Here is a 17,812-nt window from a genome sequence, read left to right as displayed (position 1 = left end):
CTTCTCGACTTTGTGTGATAATTTTTGCTTATGAAATCGTGAAATGTTTACTGGGAAAGACTTTTAGGACTATTTTGTTAAATAAACTATCAGTATAGACCTCATTTTCACACAGAAACCAGAAGAGCCGATAATTTCTCTGGGTGTCATTTTTAGTCCCCAAAATATTCCCCCCGGCAGAACTGAGGGGAAAGTGGCAAAAAAACTGCTAATCTAGTAGTTTAAGGCTAAGTCTTGGGATTCTTTTTTCAAGAGATTAACGAGGGTTTCGTCACCATTCTCTTGAGCGATTTGTAAACGACGTTCCAGACGACGACGAATATTGTTCAGATGGATGCTAGAAAGGGTTTCCTCTTGGACGACAACAGGGGGTTTGACAACGGGCAACGGACAAGTGTTTGGGATGACTTGCCCGGTAAGATGAGGACGGGTGCTGTAGGCAACCCCACGATACTGACGATGCAGTTTCGGTTCTAATTGGAGCATATGGCGAGGATAATGGTGATTCCAGTCTTGACCTCGGTATGTACCCCCGATATCTCCGGTCTTCATCTCCAAGGGGAGAGAATCCCTTTCGTACTTAACTCCTCGATAGGCTAACATCATATCACTGACTCCAGGCAATGCTTTAAATTGACTTTAATCTCTCTTGTCGTCTCTATTTAGGGATAACAAAGTACAAGATTTTATTTCTTATTCTGTATCTATTTTTACATTTTGTTAGGGAAATTGAAAAAACTTTATAAAAATTTAACATTTTCTAGCTGGCTATAGTATCCTTTTCTGGCTGGACGCGGTCGTCCGCCAAAAGAGCCTCTAGGGGTTTGAGGATTAATTTTGGTTGCTCGTCCTCATCAATGAGACGAATTTGAATTTGCGGGCCAGAGGTGGCTAAACGAACCACCATCCCATCGACGACGGCGGTTTTCTTGATCGGGTTGCCATTGAGAAACGTCCCATTTGCCCCTAAATTTTCCAATTCCCAATCATCCTGATCATTACGGTGGATTTCTAAGTGCCGCCTCGAAACCACAGCACTATAGAGAACTACATGATTATCCAGCGCCCTGCCGACGAGAATGGTTGACTGATCATTGTCAAATTGCCAATGTTGTAGGGGTGTGGCTTGACTGGGGTGTAAAAGAGTTAAGGTGATCACGGTGACTGTTGGCGGCAGGACAGAGGCGGTGGACAGCGAGAATTTTATCATAAATGTCGGGCAATCTACTCCCGTTAAGCTGACGCTTGAACGGGAGCTTTCTGTAACCCTGAATCTATCCGAACCGATCCTTAACATCCTGATAACAGAGAGCCTGAATCGAGTTCTGGTTAGTCAGCCGGGGATTGACGTTCTCGTTAATCCAGTTACTGTCCCATACTTTCCCTTCCCCCTAAACCGACCTCGCCTAGAAAATCTGGTCACTTCGCCCCAATATTAATAGAACTGATGGGGAATAATTTCCCGATTTTGATCAAATTTTAACCTCTTCAGAGATAAGATAGTGCTTGTATCACCCAAAAACTCATCTATGAGCGGCTTTATTATAAAAATAATCTTGATATCGGCTTTAATCTCCCTGGGAATTAAATATCTTGCCCCTTTATTATCGATCGCTCCTGGTCTTTTTAACACTTTAATTCTGGTTTTTACTCCTTTTCTGCTCACGGTTTTTGCCCTCTGGAGACGGACAATAACTGATTAGGAATTTTTCTCCTTACTCATCATGACTTTTGGCAGCAGCCTCGGTTTAGTCCTGTTAGTCTTTTGTCTGTTGATTCTCTGGCAGATTCGACAGATTCTCTTATTATTATTGATGGCGATTCTTCTGGCTCAGATTTTAAATTTGGCTGTGACTTGGTGGCAGCGTCATCACCTCAAGCGTTCCCACGCCCTAATTATCACTCTTTTTAGCTTCTTTATTGGTATTATCGGTATTTTTGTGGGGATTATACCCGCTTTAGTCCAACAATTTCGCCAATTATTTAGTTTATTACCCCAAGCTATAGAAAGACTCTGGGGACAAGTCCATAGTCTTGAGGATTATCTCGATCCTAGTCTGGCCAATGTCTTCCCGGATTTTAAAACTCTGCTGACTCAATTACAACCCCTGATTAACCAAATTGCTGGGCGGGGTTTAAGCATTTTTTACGGTACTTTCGGCATTATCCTCAGCTTACTGCTAATTGTTGCCCTGGGCTTGATGATTCTCGCCGATCCTGCCGCTTACTACCGTTGTTTTCTGCGTTTATTTCCTGCTTTCTACCGTTCTCGGGTACGATCGATCCTAGAACAGTGCGATCGAGATTTAAAAGCTTGGCTGAAAGGGATTTTCTGTCATATGTTGATTATGACCTTGGGCAGTTGTTTGGGTCTATCCCTGATTGGCATTCCCCTCGCTTTTTCCCAATCTATTCTCGCGGGATTTCTCACCTTTATCCCTAACCTCGGCCCGGTTTTAAGCACGATTTTACCCTTTTCTATCGCCCTTCTGGAAGCTCCCTGGCAACCCTGGGCAGTTTTACTGCTCTACAGCAGTATTTATCTGTTAATTCAATATTTCGACCGTCATTCACCGCTGCCCATTTTAACAGTGCGGTCGCTCAAACTCTTACCCGCTTTTACCCTGTTGGCCCAGTTATTTTTCGCCTCGATTTTTGGCTTTTTAGGGCTATTTCTGGCGGTTCCCCTGACGCTTATCGGTCGTATTTGGCTCAAGGAAGCTTTGATCGAGGATATTCTCGATCATTGGCGGACTGGGGATAAAAAATACTAAACTGGGGATCTAGGATTCGAACCTAGGAAATGGCGGGACCAAAACCCGCTGCCTTACCGCTTGGCTAATCCCCATTGGACAGACCTTTTTAATATTAGCATTTATCTCCCCGGTTTTGTCAAGAAGTTGATAAAAATTTTTTGCTTAGGGTTTGCGGCAAAAAGTTTTTCGTGGGGGCAGGGTGTGGGGTTTGGGGTTTGGGGTAGGGTTGATTCATGAATCAACCCTACTATGAATCAATCCTAGGGTTTGGGGTATAAGGAGAAAAATCTATGGATAATAGCGCACAAAACTGGTACATTGTTCAGGAAAATACGGGAATTTGTCAGATTATAGCCCTAGAAAACGGAAAAACCCCAGTTAATGGTCAATACTGGGGCCCTTTTGCCGAGCGGGGAGAAGCGATCGCCCGTCGGGTGGGTTTAATTCGAGCGGGCAAATGTCAACCTATTGTTTAGCGGTATTGGTGGGTGTTTTCTTGCCTTCAGTGATTTCTTTTTCCAAGATTTCAAAACCCTTCTTGAATTGAGGATCCTGGAAGGTTCCCACCTGATCCCGTTCCTGTTGAAGATTTTTGCGATCTTCCTCGCTCAGTTCCGACTCCACATCCGGATGAATACCATCTTTATTGATGTCCCGTCCGTCGGGGGTGAGATACTTGGCAATCGTCACCGCTAATCCGGAACCGTCACTGAGACTGCGTACCGATTGCACTAATCCCTTACCAAAGGTTTTCGTACCGACAATAACCGCCCGATCATGATCCTGTAAAGCTCCGGAGAGAATTTCACTGGCACTAGCGGAACCACCATCGACGAGGACAACTAGCGGTTTATTAGTCAAAGCTTGATTGTTAGCCCGTTGACGTTCCGTCACCCCTTTGCGATCAACCGTAGAGACAATTAAACCATCGGGTATCCACATCCGAGCGATTTCGATGCTGGCGTAAAGTAAACCGCCGGGGTTAGAACGCAGATCGAGAATATAACCCTTCACCTCTTCAGATTCCAATTCGCGAATCGCTTGACTCATATCGCCACTAGCTTGGGCGCTAAATTGATTGAGACGGATATAACCAATTTTACCGATCGGGGTGTTTTCCGTGCGGGCCCGCACTGGGTGAATTTCAATTTTGGCCCGGGTAAGAGTCAATTCTTTCTTCTCCTCACCCCGTTGAATCGTGATCTTAACGCTTGTCCCCACTTTGCCGCGGATCATGCTCACCGCTTGCTCCAGTTCCATACCTTCGGTAGATTTACCATCGATAGCGATAATCACATCTTTAGGCAGCACACCAGCTTTAGAAGCGGGAGTGTCTTCTATGGGTGAAACCACGACTAACTGCTTAGTTTTCTCATCTTTGGTCAGTTGAATCCCTACCCCCGTCAACTCTCCCGATGTATCGATCTTCATATTGTTAAACTCTTTGGGATCCATAAAACGGGTATAGGGATCATTGAGAGTTTTCAACATCTCGCGGATAGCGGTGTATGCTTCCTCTTGATTTTTGTAGGAACGATTTAAATACTGATTGCGGATGGCATTCCAGTCCGATTGATTAAAAGTGCCGTCTAAATAAGTGCGGTTGATGATCTGCCAAACCTCATCAACGGTTTCCTTGGGACTTTCCTGAAAAAAAGCTTGACTTTGGGAGAGACGGAATCCCGCTCCCGTGACGGCGACGGTAGACAGGACCACTGCTGTAGCACCGAGAACAAGTCCGCGTTTGTTGATAACCATAGGTAATTTTCGGATAAATTAGGCTGTTCTTGCCGGAACGCTCTTTCTGGCTGACCGTCGAAATATCTTGACAAAAAGTAGCGTTTAGGTTTATTGGACACAGACAAAAGAACGCCTGTAGACTACTACTGTTATAACATTGATTATCTCTTTCTTTGTCAAACTGGTTACTCCAGTAGCGATCGAGTTGCCAGCGGCCCACTTCACGACCTAAGATAACAGCAAAACTGCCCCGAATTTTCCCTATGAGCGATCAAATCCTTTCTTCCCTCTCCCTGGAACAAAAACGACAAAACCTGCGCCACCAAAGGCGATCAAAGGTGTGGCAAGCCCTAGGTCGCTTTCTGGTGGTTAGTGGTTTAGCGGCGGGATTAGCTTGGGGGATGACTTCGCCCTATTGGACAATTACCAAGGCTGGACAGGTGGAAATCGAAGGCACGGAATTAATGTCGCCCGAGTCGATTCGTGCTTGGCTGAAATTAAGCTATCCTCTGTCTCTCTGGGAATTACCTACCCATCGATTGCGAGAAAAATTAGCAGCTATTCCCGCCATTGCCGACGTTAAGATCGAGCGGCAATTATTACCCCCGAAAGTGATTGTTTCTATTCAAGAAAGAAAACCTGTTGCCCGTTGGCGTTCTCATCAACAGCAAGGTTTTTTAGATGCCTCGGGAACGATAATTCCTCAAAACTATTATGGTCGAACTCTGCCCAAAAGCCAATTACCTAGCCTAGAAGTGCTTGGTTACGACCGACAATATCAACAACAGTGGCAAAAAATTTATCCCTTAGTTGATAACTTATCGATTAAAGTTACCGCCATCGATTGGCGCAATCCTAGTAACCTTGTACTAAAAACTGAACTGGGGCAGGTCTATTTAGGTTTTTATAGAGATAGATTGCCCGAAAAATTAACCGCTCTTGTACAATCGCGGCCATTGTCATCCAAGATACCTCTAGAGCGAATCCTCTACATTGACCTGAGCAATCCCGATGCTCCCACTGTACAATTAAAACCGCAGCCAGCCCCTAGGGTTGCCAAAGTAACGGCAACTGGTAGGAATTAACTGGAATTTATCAGTAAAAAACGGCAATTATTCCCTTTATGTATTGCCAAAAAAACCAAATTATGATTTTCTGAACAAGAAACTGATAATGTAGATACTGGAACCGACATAATGTTAGTGATAGTGTTAACAGTGCATCTCTGATTTATCAAACCAATAACAGAATCTTGTACTAAGAGTGTTCCAATTCCAATGACCTCGATTAATGAAATTGTTTCCATCTACCCAAATCTGAACAGTAACGATTATTCCAGTTCAGCCGTGAGCGAAGATAATCATTCCTCTCAGAATAATGCTGGAGTATTATTTACTCGCCCCCATGAATCACAGATGACACCCCGAGAAGAAAGTCGTAGTAATCGCATCGTGCCAAGCAATGTCGCCAAGATCAAGGTGATCGGGGTCGGCGGTGGGGGCTGTAACGCCGTTAACCGCATGATCGCCAGTGGCGTGACTGGAATCGAATTTTGGGCAATTAACACCGACGCCCAAGCCCTGGCCCACTCCTCCGCCCCCCAGAGGTTACAAATCGGGACAAAATTAACCCGAGGCCTAGGGGCGGGGGGGAATCCGGCGATCGGACAGAAAGCGGCGGAAGAATCTCGGGATGAAATCGCCCAAGCATTGGAAGGAACCGATCTAGTCTTTATTACCGCCGGCATGGGCGGCGGCACGGGAACGGGGGCTGCTCCAATTGTGGCCGAAATTGCCAAAGAAATCGGCTGTTTGACCGTGGGAGTTGTGACTCGTCCCTTTACCTTCGAGGGCCGTCGTCGCACTAATCAGGCCGATGAAGGGGTGGGTGGTTTACAAAGTCGGGTCGATACCCTGATTATTATCCCCAATAACCAGTTATTACAGGTAATACCCGCCGAAACTCCCCTACAGGAGGCTTTTCGCGTCGCCGATGATGTGCTGCGCCAAGGGGTGCAGGGCATCTCGGATATTATTACTATCCCCGGTCTGGTAAATGTGGATTTCGCCGATGTGCGAGCAGTGATGGCCGATGCGGGTTCGGCCCTAATGGGCATCGGCATCGGTTCGGGAAAATCTCGGGCTAAGGAAGGTGCGATCGCGGCTATCTCCTCACCGTTACTGGAATCCTCGATCGAAGGGGCGAAAGGTGTGGTCTTTAATATCACCGGTGGTCAAGATCTAACCCTACACGAAGTCAATGCCGCCGCCGAAATTATCTATGAAGTGGTGGATCCCAATGCTAATATTATCTTTGGGGCAGTAATTGATGAGAAAATGCAGGGAGAAGTCAGAATTACCGTCATTGCCACCGGTTTTTCTGGGGAATCCCCCTCTCGTCCCACCGGTAGCAAGGTGGTGATCAATACCCCTGCACCCAGTCCGGCACCCACTCCCGAACCACCAAAACCGCCTGGATTAGATATACCGGACTTCTTGCAACGTCGTCGTCCTTTTGATCGCTAACGTCCTATGACTGCCATTGCTCTCACCATCGCCGGTTCCGATAGTGGTGGCGGCGCGGGAATTCAAGCTGATTTGAAAACCTTCGCCTTCCACCGAGTTCACGGCACCAGCGCCCTTACCTGCGTTACCGCCCAAAATACCCTAGGGGTTGAGCGCGTCGAGTCCTTAAGTCCAGAAATGGTAACAGCCCAAATCGATGCCGTGGTCAGGGATTTGGGTGTGTCAGCGGTCAAGACGGGAATGCTGTTTAGTAGCGAGATTATCGAAGCAGTGGCCGAGGCGATCGAGCGCTGGCGTTTAATCAGTTTAGTGGTGGATCCGGTTATGGTTTCGCGGGTAGGGGCCAAATTAATTGATGATCGGGCTGTAGATAGTCTTTTGGATAGTTTAATTCCTCTGGCTTCGATTATTACCCCTAATCGTTACGAAGCGCAGCTTTTAAGTGGCATCGAGATCAATGATTTTGAGACGATGAAAGCGGCCGCCGAAATTATTTTCCAGAAGTCGGCCACACCGGTATTAGTGAAGGGGGGAGGCATGAAAGGGCGGCTGCGTGGGGTTGATATCTGCTTTGATGGGCAAGAATGGCAAACTTTTAAGACCAGAAGCGTCGAAACCAATAATACTCACGGGACTGGTTGTACCCTATCGGCGGCGATCGCTGCTAACCTCGCTTTGGGTGATGACCTGAAAATAGCGGTGAGAAAAGCCAAGGATTACGTTACTAACGCCCTTGAGCATTCCCTCGCTATCGGTCGCGGAACCGGTCCAGTGGGTCATTTTTACTCTTTAAAAGCCCTAAATTAGTCAATTCATGACCACTACGCCGCGTATTTCCCCCCAAGTACCCCAGAGTTGCACTGGTCGCCCCTCGGTTCCCCTCTCGGTCGATCGAGAATTAGTCAAAGAATTGTAGGCCATTCAGGCACGGGTGGAATTTCTAGAAGCACAAAACCAGCAACTTGTCAAGAGTAATCGGCAATTACGTCAGGAAATCGAGACAGTAGTTGCTCAGGGAAGAAGATTAGAAAAAGTGGTAGAGAGTTTCGAGAGGAATTCCATCGAGGAACCCCATGTTTCCCTATTCTAAGCGCACGATCTCTCCACCTCTGGCTAGAGATAATTCTGCTGCCTGGAGGATTTTGACTAATTCCGTCCCTACCGATCCCGAAGATACAGGAGAATCGACCCCCGTAGCCACCGACTCTAAAAAATGTTCGCATAATGCTTTTAGGGGTTCACCATCGGCAATAGGGATAGATTCCGTCTCCTGTCCCCGGGGAATAAAATAGGCTTCCTGACGCTCAAAATGGCCTTTTTGTCGGGTTAAAGGCGATCGAGAGTCTAATTCATTAAAAATTAAAGTCCCTTCGCTGCCAACTATCCCTAAACGTCGCTGTTTATCGGGATTCAACCAACAAAGGTGAATAGTCGCTTGAAAACCATCGCCATAGATCAGGGTTAACCAGACTAAATCGGCTAGATTAGGTTGTAGCCAGAAGGTTCCCCTCGCCTGTACCGATACTGGTGTACTATTTAACCAATGATTAAAAATCGAGATATCGTGAATAGCTAAATCCCACAAAGCGGACACATCCTGACGGACGGGACCTAAGTGAGTGCGAGTGGCATAACCATAAAGAGGTTTACCGATACCCCCGGATTGCAGGACTTTTTGTCCGGTGATAACGGCGGGATGAAAAAGATAGGTATGATCAACTAATAAAATACGCTGTTTTTTCGCCGCTAATTCCGTTAATTCGGCGCTTTCTTGGGGATTGAGGGTTAAGGGTTTTTCGGCGAGGACGTGATAACCTAAATTAAGAGCATCTTTAATCAGGGGATAATGACTGATGGCGGGAGTAACGACGACCACAGCCGAGATTTCGGGGTGATTGCGAATAGATTCCCAGTCATTGGCTAAAATAACCTTATTAGTATCGAGATTAAATTGATCGCGACAGAGACGGAGTTTTTCGGGGGAGGGATCAACTATTGCCACCACTTGTGCTGAGGGATGTTGAGAAAAATGACGGACGTAATGCACTCCCCAACGTCCTACCCCTAAGATAGCGATTCCTGTGGACATTTTGCTTACTCAGATAAATCAATCTAGTTTATTTTAAAAGGATTAGGCGCAATTGTTCATTGATTCTGAGAACTGGAAGGGATTATGTTAAAATTTTTTATCGATCGAGGGGGAACTTTTACCGATATAGTGGCGATAATCGATCGACCAGAAATTATTGAACGACTAGCTAGAGATGCCGCTAGATTTCTGATTGTTCCCATTGCCGATCAACAGTGGATTGTTCTCTATAAACTGCTCTCGGAGAATCCCGAAAAATACCCAGATGCAGTCATTCAAGGGATCAAAGATATTAGCGGTTCCCTAGATAACATCGAAGTGATCAAAATGGGAACAACGGTAGCCACCAATGCGCTGTTAGAAAGAAAAGGAGAGCGCACGGTTTTGTTAATCACCAAAGGGTTTAAAGATGCCTTGAGAATTGGCTATCAAAATCGCCCCGATATTTTTGCCCGTCAAATTATTCTTCCTTCTTTATTATACGAACAAGTTATCGAAGTGGCCGAACGCTACGATAGTCAAGGACAAGAATTAATCGCCGTTAATCCCGCCCAAGTTAAAGCCGATTTAATACCAGTTTATCAAGCGGGTATCCGAAGTTGTGCGATTGTTTTTATGCACGGTTATCGTTATCCTGACCACGAAAAACAAGTGGCAGCCATTGCCGAAGAAATCGGCTTTACTCACCTAGCCATTTCCCACCAAGTCAGTCCTTTAATGAAACTGGTATCCCGGGGAGATACCACGGTAGTTTCTGCCTATCTATCGCCAATTTTACGCCGCTATGTTGATAGTATTAGCCAGCAATTACCGAAAACTAGCTTACTATTTATGAAATCCGATGGCGGTTTAGTCACCGCCGATAAATTTCAGGGTAAAGATAGCATTTTATCTGGTCCTGCGGGGGGAATAGTCGGGGCAGTACAAACCAGTTTAAGGGCGGGATTTAGCAAAATTATCAGTTTTGATATGGGAGGAACTAGCACCGATGTTTCTCATTTTCAAGGGGAATACGAGCGGCAAACAGATAACGAAATTGCCGGCGTAAGAATGCGAGCGCCGATGTTAAGTATTCACACCGTGGCCGCTGGTGGGGGTTCGATTTTAGTCTATGATGGTTATCGTTTTCGGGTCGGACCAGAAAGTGCCGGAGCTAATCCGGGACCTGCCTGTTATCGACGGGGTGGACCATTAACAATTACCGATGCTAATGTTTTGTTAGGAAAAATTCAATCCCCCTATTTTCCCGCTATTTTTGGAGAAGAGGGAAATTTACACCTAGATAGAGAGATTGTGCTGACAAAGTTTCAAGAATTGGCGGCAACAATGGGGGGTAATAATAGTCCTGAACTCCTGGCTGCCGGGTTTATTCAAATTGCCGTAGAAAATATGGCTAATGCGATTAAAAAAATCTCTCTACAAAAGGGTTATGATCTCAGTGATTATACTCTTTGTACCTTTGGCGGTGCCGGGGGTCAAGTGGCTTGTTTAATTGCCGATACTCTGGGAATGAAAAGCATTTTTCTCCATCCCTACGCCGGGGTTTTAAGCGCCTACGGCATGGGTTTGGCCGATTTGAGGGTAATTAAAGAAAAAGCGATCGAACAGCCCTTAAATGCCGATTTAATCGGGCAGTTACTCACGGAGATGAAGGAATTAGAAGTTTTAGCGGGTCGGGAATTAGAGGGTTATAATCAGGTGCGGCAGCAAGTTAGTTTAAAATATCAAGGCAGTGATGCCACTTTAGCGGTTAATTTTAGCGATCAAATGCGTCAGGATTTTGAACGGGAACATCAAAGACGTTATGGTTTTAAGCAAGAACAAAAAGCTTTAATTATTGAGTCGATTGCCGTGGAATTGATCCAGACTATGGACAGTCCCAAAGAAGCAATTTTAACTCGCTCCCGTCCGATGGGAGAATTACCTCCTATCCTCGATCGAGTAGCGGTTTTTATGGCTAATCAATGGCGAGAAACGCCAATTTATCAGCGTTCAGATCTGCAACCTTTTGATTGTCTGACAGGACCGGCAATTATTATCGAAAAAATTAGCACGATTGTGATTGAACCGGGTTGGATGGCAAAATTAACGGAGAAAAATCATTTAATTCTCTCCAAAGATTAGACCTCTTGCAAAAATCAAAAATCTGACCTTAGGTGAGGAGTCTCCGAGCCAGTATTCAGGAGTCAGGAGAATTAAGAATGAGCATTAATCAATTAAATGCTCTATTTAGGGCTTTTATGCAATTTTATGTCTATTTTTCTCATTTTTGCACTCTCAAAAATTAATTATGCAAGAACTCTATTAACTAATTGAACTACATAGAAATATCTACGGCAGTTATTCTAATTGATCAATTCTCATTTCGCCGAGGTATTTACGGAGATAGGGAGAAAAAACCTCGTAAATCAGGGTAAGGGGTTGGCGAGCGTGCCAAAATAGGTAATGACGACCCCAAAATGCTCCTTTTTCCCCAAAAGCTATTTCTAATTCCGGGGAATGACCGTAATAAAGTCCCTGCACATCGCGATACAATTCCGTGTGCAGCCGCGAGAGACTTTCCCAAATCGGTAGGGAACGATTTTCTAGATATTCGTCCACTTGATTGACAGACCACCAAGAAGCGGCATAGGCTAACCTTTGACCACTAGCTGTGCGTAACCAGACTTGACGACGCAATCTTGGCCCCGGAATCAGGCTAATTTTCATCGGTGCGCCATCCTCATCATCGCCGATGGGGGACATATCGATCACATCCACTTCCGTTTTTTCACCGGTTAAAAGTTGTAAATGACGGGTGGGAGAACCATCGCCGAGAATTAAAATCTGCCACGGGGGTGCGAGTTGGCTATGGGGTAAACCTTGTTTAACATCGGTTTCGTCTCCTTGCCAGAGAGGGGACAGGGAGTACCAAGGAGGATTAAGCAGGGGCTTTTCTTGGGGGCGGAGGATAGCAGTCAAGGTTTGTTACAAAACTTTATGATTTTTTCATTAATCATAACACGGGATTTTTGTCTGCTGGCGATAACAGCGATCGCCTTGCTCTAATTCTCTCTAAACTTTTTGGTTAGCATAGGCACTCTTGCCACAGGAGATCGGCTATTTTGATATTAACGATAGAAGGGTATGAAGATCTGGAGGAGTTTTTGTAATCTTCTCAGGGCAATTAATTGTCGAATCTTGGGATTAATTTGGGGGGGATAAATGCTGGTGGCTAATTGTTCTTCTAGTAAGGCATATTCTGCCGCAGTTAGGGGTTGATTATCCAGGGGCGATCGAGCCGAAGTGATAATTTCTGCTCGTAAAACTTCTTCGGGAATATCTTCAGGAGAGGGCAAAGCAAGGGTTTTGAGGGGCGAGAAGAAACCGATCGAGATGAGGATGATAATTTTGGTCGTTCGCTGCATTTAATTTAAACCGGGGGGCAATTTTTCTCGACACTGTTGATGAATTTCCCCGATTCTAGCAAACAACCAGGGATATTTTTGACGATAACTGGGAATTAGAGCCAGAGGACTGAGTAGGGCAGTGGCGGCAATATCAGCTACACTTAATTTATCCGCCACCAAATAGGCCTGATTTTGCCAATATTCTAGAATCTTGAGGGCATTTTCTAGACGTTCCTCCGCTAATTTTACCCTTGCTGGGGTGATTTTATATTGTTGTCGCACGATCTTAATAATTATTTGACTACTCAGGGAAGGATCGATCACTTTTCCCTCTCCGGCGCGATAATCATAATAGACAAATCTCGTCGCTACTCCAATACTTTCATCTAACCAATCCTCTAGTAACCAAGCTTGATTTTTATCCTTTTCCCCAGCGGGAATAAAAGAGGGGACAGGAACTACTTTTTCTAAATATCTGAAAATGGCAGTAGAATCGGCAATAATCTCATCTGCTGCCATTAAAACGGGGACAGTGGTTAACCCTTTGGTTAGGGGACTGAGTTTGAGAATATGTAGTCCGGGGGTGAGATTTTCTACTTGGTAATCAATCCCCTTATAACCTAGAGCTAAACGAGCTTTGCGACAGTAATGAGAGGTGCTAAATTGAAGTAAAAGCATTAAGTTTTGTTGGTTGCTATAATAGTTATCAGTTATCAGTTATCAGTTATCAGTTATCAGTTATCAGATTTGAGTTTTAAGTGAGCAGTATGTATTAAGCGAGCAGTATTATTACTAATATGTTTTCACTGATTACTGTTTACTGATCACTGAATTGCCAATAAATATATACTATGAGCAAACCCCCCCTTTTTTCGGCTGTTTCTCCTCCTTATGCGACTAATTCACAAGCAAAAGATCCCTGGTTAGCTGTCAATCTCTCGATGTTCTTCCCCGGTTTAGGACAATGGTATGCCAACAAAAACCAAAAAGCAACCATTTGGGCGATCGCTCAAGTAATATTAATAATTGTGACAATTTGGTCAATTTTTAGCCCCAATGGCCATGTAAGCTGGGGATTAGGGGGAATAGTTGCTCTGGTTGTCCTTTACATTAGCAATATTTTTGACGCTCACTGGAGTGTTTATTATTCCAGACAGAATAACAGCTTAGAGAAAATTCCCCGTCAACAAAAAAACCCATGGTTTGCCGTCTTCGCTAACCGGATTATACCGGGGTTAGGGCAATTGTACGCCGATAAGGTGATCTTAGGGATAATTTTTCTGACTATATCCCTGATTACCCTGAAAATGGATCATTTTTTGACCAATATCCTTTTTCTTACTCCTTTAATTACAGCGATCGCTATTTATCATGTTTATCACACTTTCCCCCATCAATTCCATCCCCATCGTCACACCTATCGTTCCATTTTGGCACTGATGGTGGCAGCAATTTTTACTTGGGGAATTATCTGTAATTATTTTCCCGATTGGTTACATCAAAAAATAGAATTTTTCCAGATTCCTAGCGAATCTATGCTGCCTACCCTCGCAGTAGGTGATCGCGTTTTCGTCAGTCAATCTGGTAATTATCAAGCGGAAAGAGGCGATATAATTGTTTTTAGAACTCCCGAAAAAATTAAGCAACTAGATCCTAATTCCGGAGATTTTTTTATCAAACGAGTCATCGCTATTGCCGGAGATACCATGGAAATCCGCAGGGGTAAAGTTTATCTCAACCGGCAAGTTATCGAGGAACCCTACACCGCCGAGTTAGCCAATTATGAAATAGAATTTATGACTGTACCCCCAAAAACCCTGTTTGTTTTGGGAGATAATCGTAACCATAGTTTTGATTCCCGTGATTGGGGTTTTTTGCCCGAAAGTTATGTCGTTGGTCAAGCCTATAAAGTTTACTGGCCTCTCGATCGTGTCCAGTCTTTGCTATGATGGGGATGACTGGGGTAACTTTGAGCCTAGGTGTTACAGTTAGATGAGTTGGGGTATTGTTAGATAATTATAACATTCCCAAACTCTGGAAATGTTCCAGAAAAATTCCCACTGTTCCTAGATAATTAACTTCAACTTTTCTTGATTAATATGCTGTTAAAATTTCCTCAAAAGCTGAAAATTCAGCAAATAATATTATTAATATTCTGTTTAGGAATGGGGATAATTCTCTGGTGTTTATCCTGGCAATCCCTGGGGATGAGCCAAATTCAACGACCCGAAACAGTTGCTCAACAAATTTATCAAGTAATGCCAGATTTACCGAAAGAAAATAATTATACCCGTCAAGATACAGGAGTGATCGATCCGAATAATACTTTAATCAGTCGCTTTCTTCGTTATCATCAAGATACAAAAAAAAGGTTTACTCTCATCCGTTTTGATTGGCAATTAACCCTAGGAGATTATCTAGGAGTGAACGAGAAAATTAGCAAAGAAAACTATCCTGGACATGCCACCCTTACCGTTAATCCTATGGCGGCCGATATCAAAGCGATTAACAGTCTTAATCGTCGTCAACGGCAGCAGTTAGTAACTCTTCTAGTCGAAATTTATAACCCCGCTATTCTCCCCCAAGAAACCCCCAATCCTAGTCCTTCTCCTAGTCCTTCTCCTAGTCGTCCATCTTTATCAAAACCGGGAGATGCCGACCTATTAAAATTCTAGAAAATTATGGAAAAAATTCTCAAATATGGTTCGGGTTGGCGACTCGGTTGGAATCCTACGGCAGCCGTTTATAAAGGATTAATTGGTGGCGATGATTGGGCGATCGAATTAACCGAGGCCGAGTGGCAAGATTTGGGTCGGTTACTATCACAATTGACCGCAACTATGGCAGCCATAGCCACAGAATTAATGGATGAAGAAAGTATTGCTTGTGAAGCGGAAAGCGAGCTTTTATGGTTAGAAGCGGCAGGATTTCCCGATAATTATTCCCTGCGATTGATTCTCTATCAAGGTCGCGGTTGTGAGGGCAATTGGTCGGCCACTGCCCTGCCAGAGTTGCTCGCCGCTTGGGACAATTTGCTTTACAATTTTTAAGAAAGCGGTGGGCATAAGTTAATTTTTGTTTCCCACTCTTGACTTTTAGATTCCCCTGTGCTGCCATGATTGCCCATCCGAGGACGAAGACCGATAATCTCACCTACACTCCGCCCCCATTGCTGAAAAACGGTTTTGCCATGACTCTCTATGTGTCCCTAAAAGCGCGAGAAACCTGGCAAAATACGATCGCTATTCCCGAACCAGTCTATCAAGAAACCATTTTCACCGGGGCCAATGCCGTCCCCATCTACGGGATTGTTTCCATCCCCCCGCAAGCAAAAGGAACCATTATCGGCACCTACGGCATCACGGGAGACTTAGATAATCAATGGTTTTTAAGAATTTTAGGCAGAAAAGCCGTAGCAAGAAACTACGCAGTCGTCCTCTTCGATTGGCGGGCCCACGGTAAGACAGCCGAATTATCCCCGACTCTCACCTCCGATGGTATCTATGAAGGGCTAGATTTCCTTCATATTGCCGCCCAAGCCCAAAAAATGGGCTGTCCTGCCCCTTTTTGGTTCACGGGTTACTCTCTGGGGGGACAATTGGCCCTCTGGGGAATTAAATCGGCAGAGAATCAGGAAGATATGGGGATCGATCCCGTCGATATCGGCGGCGGTGCGGTAATTTGTCCTAATTTAGACTCTAATCGTTCTTTATCCTATCTCGTTCAGGATTCCTGGGGGAAACATTTGGAAAAAGCGATCGCCAGGGAATTACGCAAGTTAGCCAAACGCATCCATAAAGCTCATCCCGATCATATCGATCCCGAAGCAATTACTCGCGCCACCACGATTGCCGGATTCGATCGAGAATTAGTGATTAAAAAGCTAGGATTTGAGACAGTTTTTGACTATTATGCCGCTAGTAGTCCCTTGCCCTTTCAACCCTATTTAACTAAACCCACTTTTATCCTCTACGCAGCCGATGATCCCCTCTTTTCCCCCGCAGTTATTCCCGATCTGCAAGCAGCGATCGCCGATAATCCCCACGTGGATCTACTCTTAACCAACTATGGCGGTCATGTGGGTTATATCAGCAGTTTATCCTGTCAGCGTCAGTGGGGTGATAGCGATCGCTGGTGGGCATGGAATCGGGTTTTAGACTGGTTTGACCAAAAAACTGGCAAATAAGGGCTAATTACTAGGAGTCAAAGGCCGCTAGAAACTCCTCCACCTGTTCCCGAGTCGGTTGGGATGCGATCGCGCCTGCTCTTCTTGTCACCATTGCCCCCACCGCACAGGCATAAATCACCGCCTTACGCGCTAAATCGGCATTTTCCCCGATTTGATCGCCTCCCAGACCAGCACGAGCCAAAAAACCCGCCACAAAGCCATCCCCCGCCCCAGTTGTATCCACCACCTCCCCAGAAAAAGCCTCGACATTGCCGCTATTTTCGCCTAAATGATATTTACAACCTTTTGCGCCGCCAGTAACCAGAATTGCCCCTAAATTGTGGTATTGTGATGATATTCTGACGGGGGTATCAGTGCCAAATAACCAGGCGGCTTCTTCCTCGCTACATTTGAGCAAATCGGCCTGAGCGATAAAATCTCGAATGATATCAGGGGCAGCCTCAAGATTAGGCCAAAAAACCGGTCGCCAGTTGATATCGATCAATACTTTCACCGCGTAAATTTTAGCCAATTCGAGGGACCGCATCATCGCCGCTCTCGCCGGGGGATAGGCTAACCCTAGGGTTCCCATCACTAGATAATCGGCATTTTTCCAGAGATTTTCGGGCAATAGGTCAGCATTAAGGGCAGTATCGGCAAAATCAGTCGTTTTTCTGCCGCCAAAACCCGCAAAATGTCTGTCTCCCCCAGCATCGCGGGTGACATAAACTTGTCGGGTGGGTAGGGTGGGGTGATACTGTACACCAGTGGTATCGACTCCGAGAGCGTCTAGCAAGGCGATTAACTGTTCTCCAGGTTGATCTTTGCCCACACAACCGATAAAAGCCGAATTTATGCCCAATTTTCGCAATCCACAGGCCACGTTTGCCAGCGCACCCCCCGCGTAGGTTGTCCAAGAAGTTACTTGCTCTATAGAGCGATCGCTTTGATCGGCAATTAGATCATAGAGGATTTCCCCTAAACAAATGACAGACACCGGCGAAGATCTTTGATTGTTAAGCATTGGTGTGGGAATTATGAATTATGAATTATGAATTATGAATTATGAATTATGAAGTGGGGTAGTGGGGTAGTGGGGTGTGGGGTGTGGGGTGTGGGGGGAGGTGGAAATTATGAATTATGAA

The 17,812-nt window shown here is 45.1% G+C and carries 20 protein-coding genes and 1 tRNA gene; 12 read left to right on the top strand and 9 right to left on the bottom strand.

Annotated elements, in window-relative coordinates; translation table 11 throughout:
• Window positions 1-213: 213 nt before the first annotated feature.
• Both N0824_RS00110 and N0824_RS00105 read right to left on the bottom strand, forming a co-directional pair.
• Entirely contained in the window at window positions 214-606 is a 393-nt protein-coding gene (locus N0824_RS00110; protein ID WP_108935249.1) for a DUF4278 domain-containing protein, read from the bottom strand.
• A gap of 154 nt (window positions 607-760) precedes the next feature.
• Complete coding sequence (locus N0824_RS00105) at window positions 761-1,210, bottom strand: FHA domain-containing protein (protein WP_233256321.1); 450 nt, start codon at window positions 1,208-1,210, stop codon at window positions 761-763.
• 319 nt (window positions 1,211-1,529) lie between these two features.
• Between N0824_RS00105 and N0824_RS00095 the strand changes: the two genes are divergently transcribed.
• Window positions 1,530-1,703: a hypothetical protein gene (locus N0824_RS00095; protein WP_233256320.1), complete on the top strand. Its 174-nt coding sequence runs from the start codon at window positions 1,530-1,532 to the stop codon at window positions 1,701-1,703.
• A gap of 21 nt (window positions 1,704-1,724) precedes the next feature.
• A complete protein-coding gene (locus N0824_RS00090) occupies window positions 1,725-2,774 on the top strand; it encodes an AI-2E family transporter (RefSeq protein WP_108935247.1) in 1,050 nt (349 codons plus the stop codon).
• Between the two features lies 1 nt (window position 2,775).
• Here N0824_RS00090 and N0824_RS00085 read toward each other — a convergent pair.
• Window positions 2,776-2,848, bottom strand: a tRNA-Gln gene (locus N0824_RS00085).
• Window positions 2,849-3,046: 198 nt separating this feature from the next.
• On the opposite strand from N0824_RS00085, the gene N0824_RS00080 reads away from it, so the two are divergent.
• On the top strand, window positions 3,047-3,232 hold the full coding sequence (locus tag N0824_RS00080; RefSeq protein ID WP_002736073.1) for a hypothetical protein: 186 nt from the start codon (window positions 3,047-3,049) through the stop codon (window positions 3,230-3,232).
• Here N0824_RS00080 and ctpC read toward each other — a convergent pair.
• Window positions 3,222-4,514: a carboxyl-terminal processing protease CtpC gene (gene ctpC / locus N0824_RS00075; RefSeq protein ID WP_108935246.1), complete on the bottom strand. Its 1,293-nt coding sequence runs from the start codon at window positions 4,512-4,514 to the stop codon at window positions 3,222-3,224. The two genes, N0824_RS00080 and ctpC, sit on opposite strands and share 11 nt — an antisense overlap.
• Before the next feature lie 245 nt (window positions 4,515-4,759).
• Here ctpC and N0824_RS00070 point away from each other — a divergent pair, with 245 nt between their 5' ends.
• From N0824_RS00070 to N0824_RS21135, 4 genes are all read left to right on the top strand, one after another.
• Complete coding sequence (locus N0824_RS00070) at window positions 4,760-5,581, top strand: cell division protein FtsQ/DivIB (protein WP_108935245.1); 822 nt, start codon at window positions 4,760-4,762, stop codon at window positions 5,579-5,581.
• A gap of 192 nt (window positions 5,582-5,773) precedes the next feature.
• Complete coding sequence (gene ftsZ, locus N0824_RS00065) at window positions 5,774-7,021, top strand: cell division protein FtsZ (RefSeq protein ID WP_108935244.1); 1,248 nt, start codon at window positions 5,774-5,776, stop codon at window positions 7,019-7,021.
• Window positions 7,022-7,027: 6 nt separating this feature from the next.
• On the top strand, window positions 7,028-7,828 hold the full coding sequence (gene thiD, locus N0824_RS00060) for a bifunctional hydroxymethylpyrimidine kinase/phosphomethylpyrimidine kinase (protein ID WP_108935243.1): 801 nt from the start codon (window positions 7,028-7,030) through the stop codon (window positions 7,826-7,828).
• 124 nt (window positions 7,829-7,952) lie between these two features.
• Window positions 7,953-8,111 (top strand): hypothetical protein, encoded by a 159-nt coding sequence (locus N0824_RS21135; RefSeq protein ID WP_233256319.1) that lies wholly within the window; start codon window positions 7,953-7,955, stop codon window positions 8,109-8,111.
• Here the strand turns inward: N0824_RS21135 and N0824_RS00050 are convergent.
• Complete coding sequence (locus N0824_RS00050) at window positions 8,103-9,110, bottom strand: Gfo/Idh/MocA family protein (RefSeq protein WP_108935242.1); 1,008 nt, start codon at window positions 9,108-9,110, stop codon at window positions 8,103-8,105. The two genes, N0824_RS21135 and N0824_RS00050, sit on opposite strands and share 9 nt — an antisense overlap.
• An 84-nt stretch (window positions 9,111-9,194) precedes the next feature.
• Between N0824_RS00050 and N0824_RS00045 the strand changes: the two genes are divergently transcribed.
• Complete coding sequence (locus N0824_RS00045; RefSeq protein ID WP_108935241.1) at window positions 9,195-11,234, top strand: hydantoinase/oxoprolinase family protein; 2,040 nt, start codon at window positions 9,195-9,197, stop codon at window positions 11,232-11,234.
• Window positions 11,235-11,450: 216 nt separating this feature from the next.
• Here the strand turns inward: N0824_RS00045 and N0824_RS00040 are convergent, their stop codons facing one another.
• The 3 genes from N0824_RS00040 to N0824_RS00030 all read right to left on the bottom strand — a co-directional run bounded on the left by N0824_RS00040 (window position 11,451) and on the right by N0824_RS00030 (window position 13,177).
• On the bottom strand, window positions 11,451-12,071 hold the full coding sequence (locus N0824_RS00040; protein ID WP_108935240.1) for a chorismate lyase: 621 nt from the start codon (window positions 12,069-12,071) through the stop codon (window positions 11,451-11,453).
• A 149-nt stretch (window positions 12,072-12,220) separates the two neighbouring features.
• Complete coding sequence (locus N0824_RS00035) at window positions 12,221-12,517, bottom strand: glutathione S-transferase (protein WP_108935239.1); 297 nt, start codon at window positions 12,515-12,517, stop codon at window positions 12,221-12,223.
• The gene (locus N0824_RS00030; protein ID WP_108935238.1) at window positions 12,518-13,177 is read right to left on the bottom strand and encodes a glutathione S-transferase family protein; all 660 of its coding nucleotides are present in this window, start codon (window positions 13,175-13,177) and stop codon (window positions 12,518-12,520) included.
• Between the two features lie 173 nt (window positions 13,178-13,350).
• Between N0824_RS00030 and lepB the strand changes: the two genes are divergently transcribed.
• From lepB to N0824_RS00010, 4 genes are all read left to right on the top strand, one after another.
• Entirely contained in the window at window positions 13,351-14,448 is a 1,098-nt protein-coding gene (gene lepB, locus N0824_RS00025) for a signal peptidase I (protein ID WP_108935237.1), read from the top strand.
• Between the two features lie 150 nt (window positions 14,449-14,598).
• Entirely contained in the window at window positions 14,599-15,174 is a 576-nt protein-coding gene (locus N0824_RS00020) for a hypothetical protein (protein ID WP_108935236.1), read from the top strand.
• 6 nt (window positions 15,175-15,180) lie between these two features.
• A complete protein-coding gene (locus N0824_RS00015) occupies window positions 15,181-15,549 on the top strand; it encodes a DUF1818 family protein (protein ID WP_108935235.1) in 369 nt (122 codons plus the stop codon).
• Between the two features lie 65 nt (window positions 15,550-15,614).
• Window positions 15,615-16,685 (top strand): YheT family hydrolase, encoded by a 1,071-nt coding sequence (locus tag N0824_RS00010; protein ID WP_108935259.1) that lies wholly within the window; start codon window positions 15,615-15,617, stop codon window positions 16,683-16,685.
• A 10-nt stretch (window positions 16,686-16,695) separates the two neighbouring features.
• On the opposite strand, the gene N0824_RS00005 is transcribed toward N0824_RS00010, so the two are convergent.
• Window positions 16,696-17,691, bottom strand: a complete 996-nt coding sequence (locus N0824_RS00005) for a carbohydrate kinase (protein ID WP_108935234.1) — start codon at window positions 17,689-17,691, stop codon at window positions 16,696-16,698.
• Between the last annotated feature and the right edge of the window lie 121 nt (window positions 17,692-17,812).

Origin of the sequence: Microcystis sp. 0824 (genome assembly GCF_003112475.1) — a bacterium.
Classification (GTDB): Bacteria; Cyanobacteriota; Cyanobacteriia; order Cyanobacteriales; family Microcystaceae; genus Microcystis; species Microcystis aeruginosa_C.
Note: the sequence above shows the minus strand (reverse complement) of the source record. Positions and strands in the feature narration are given on the sequence as shown.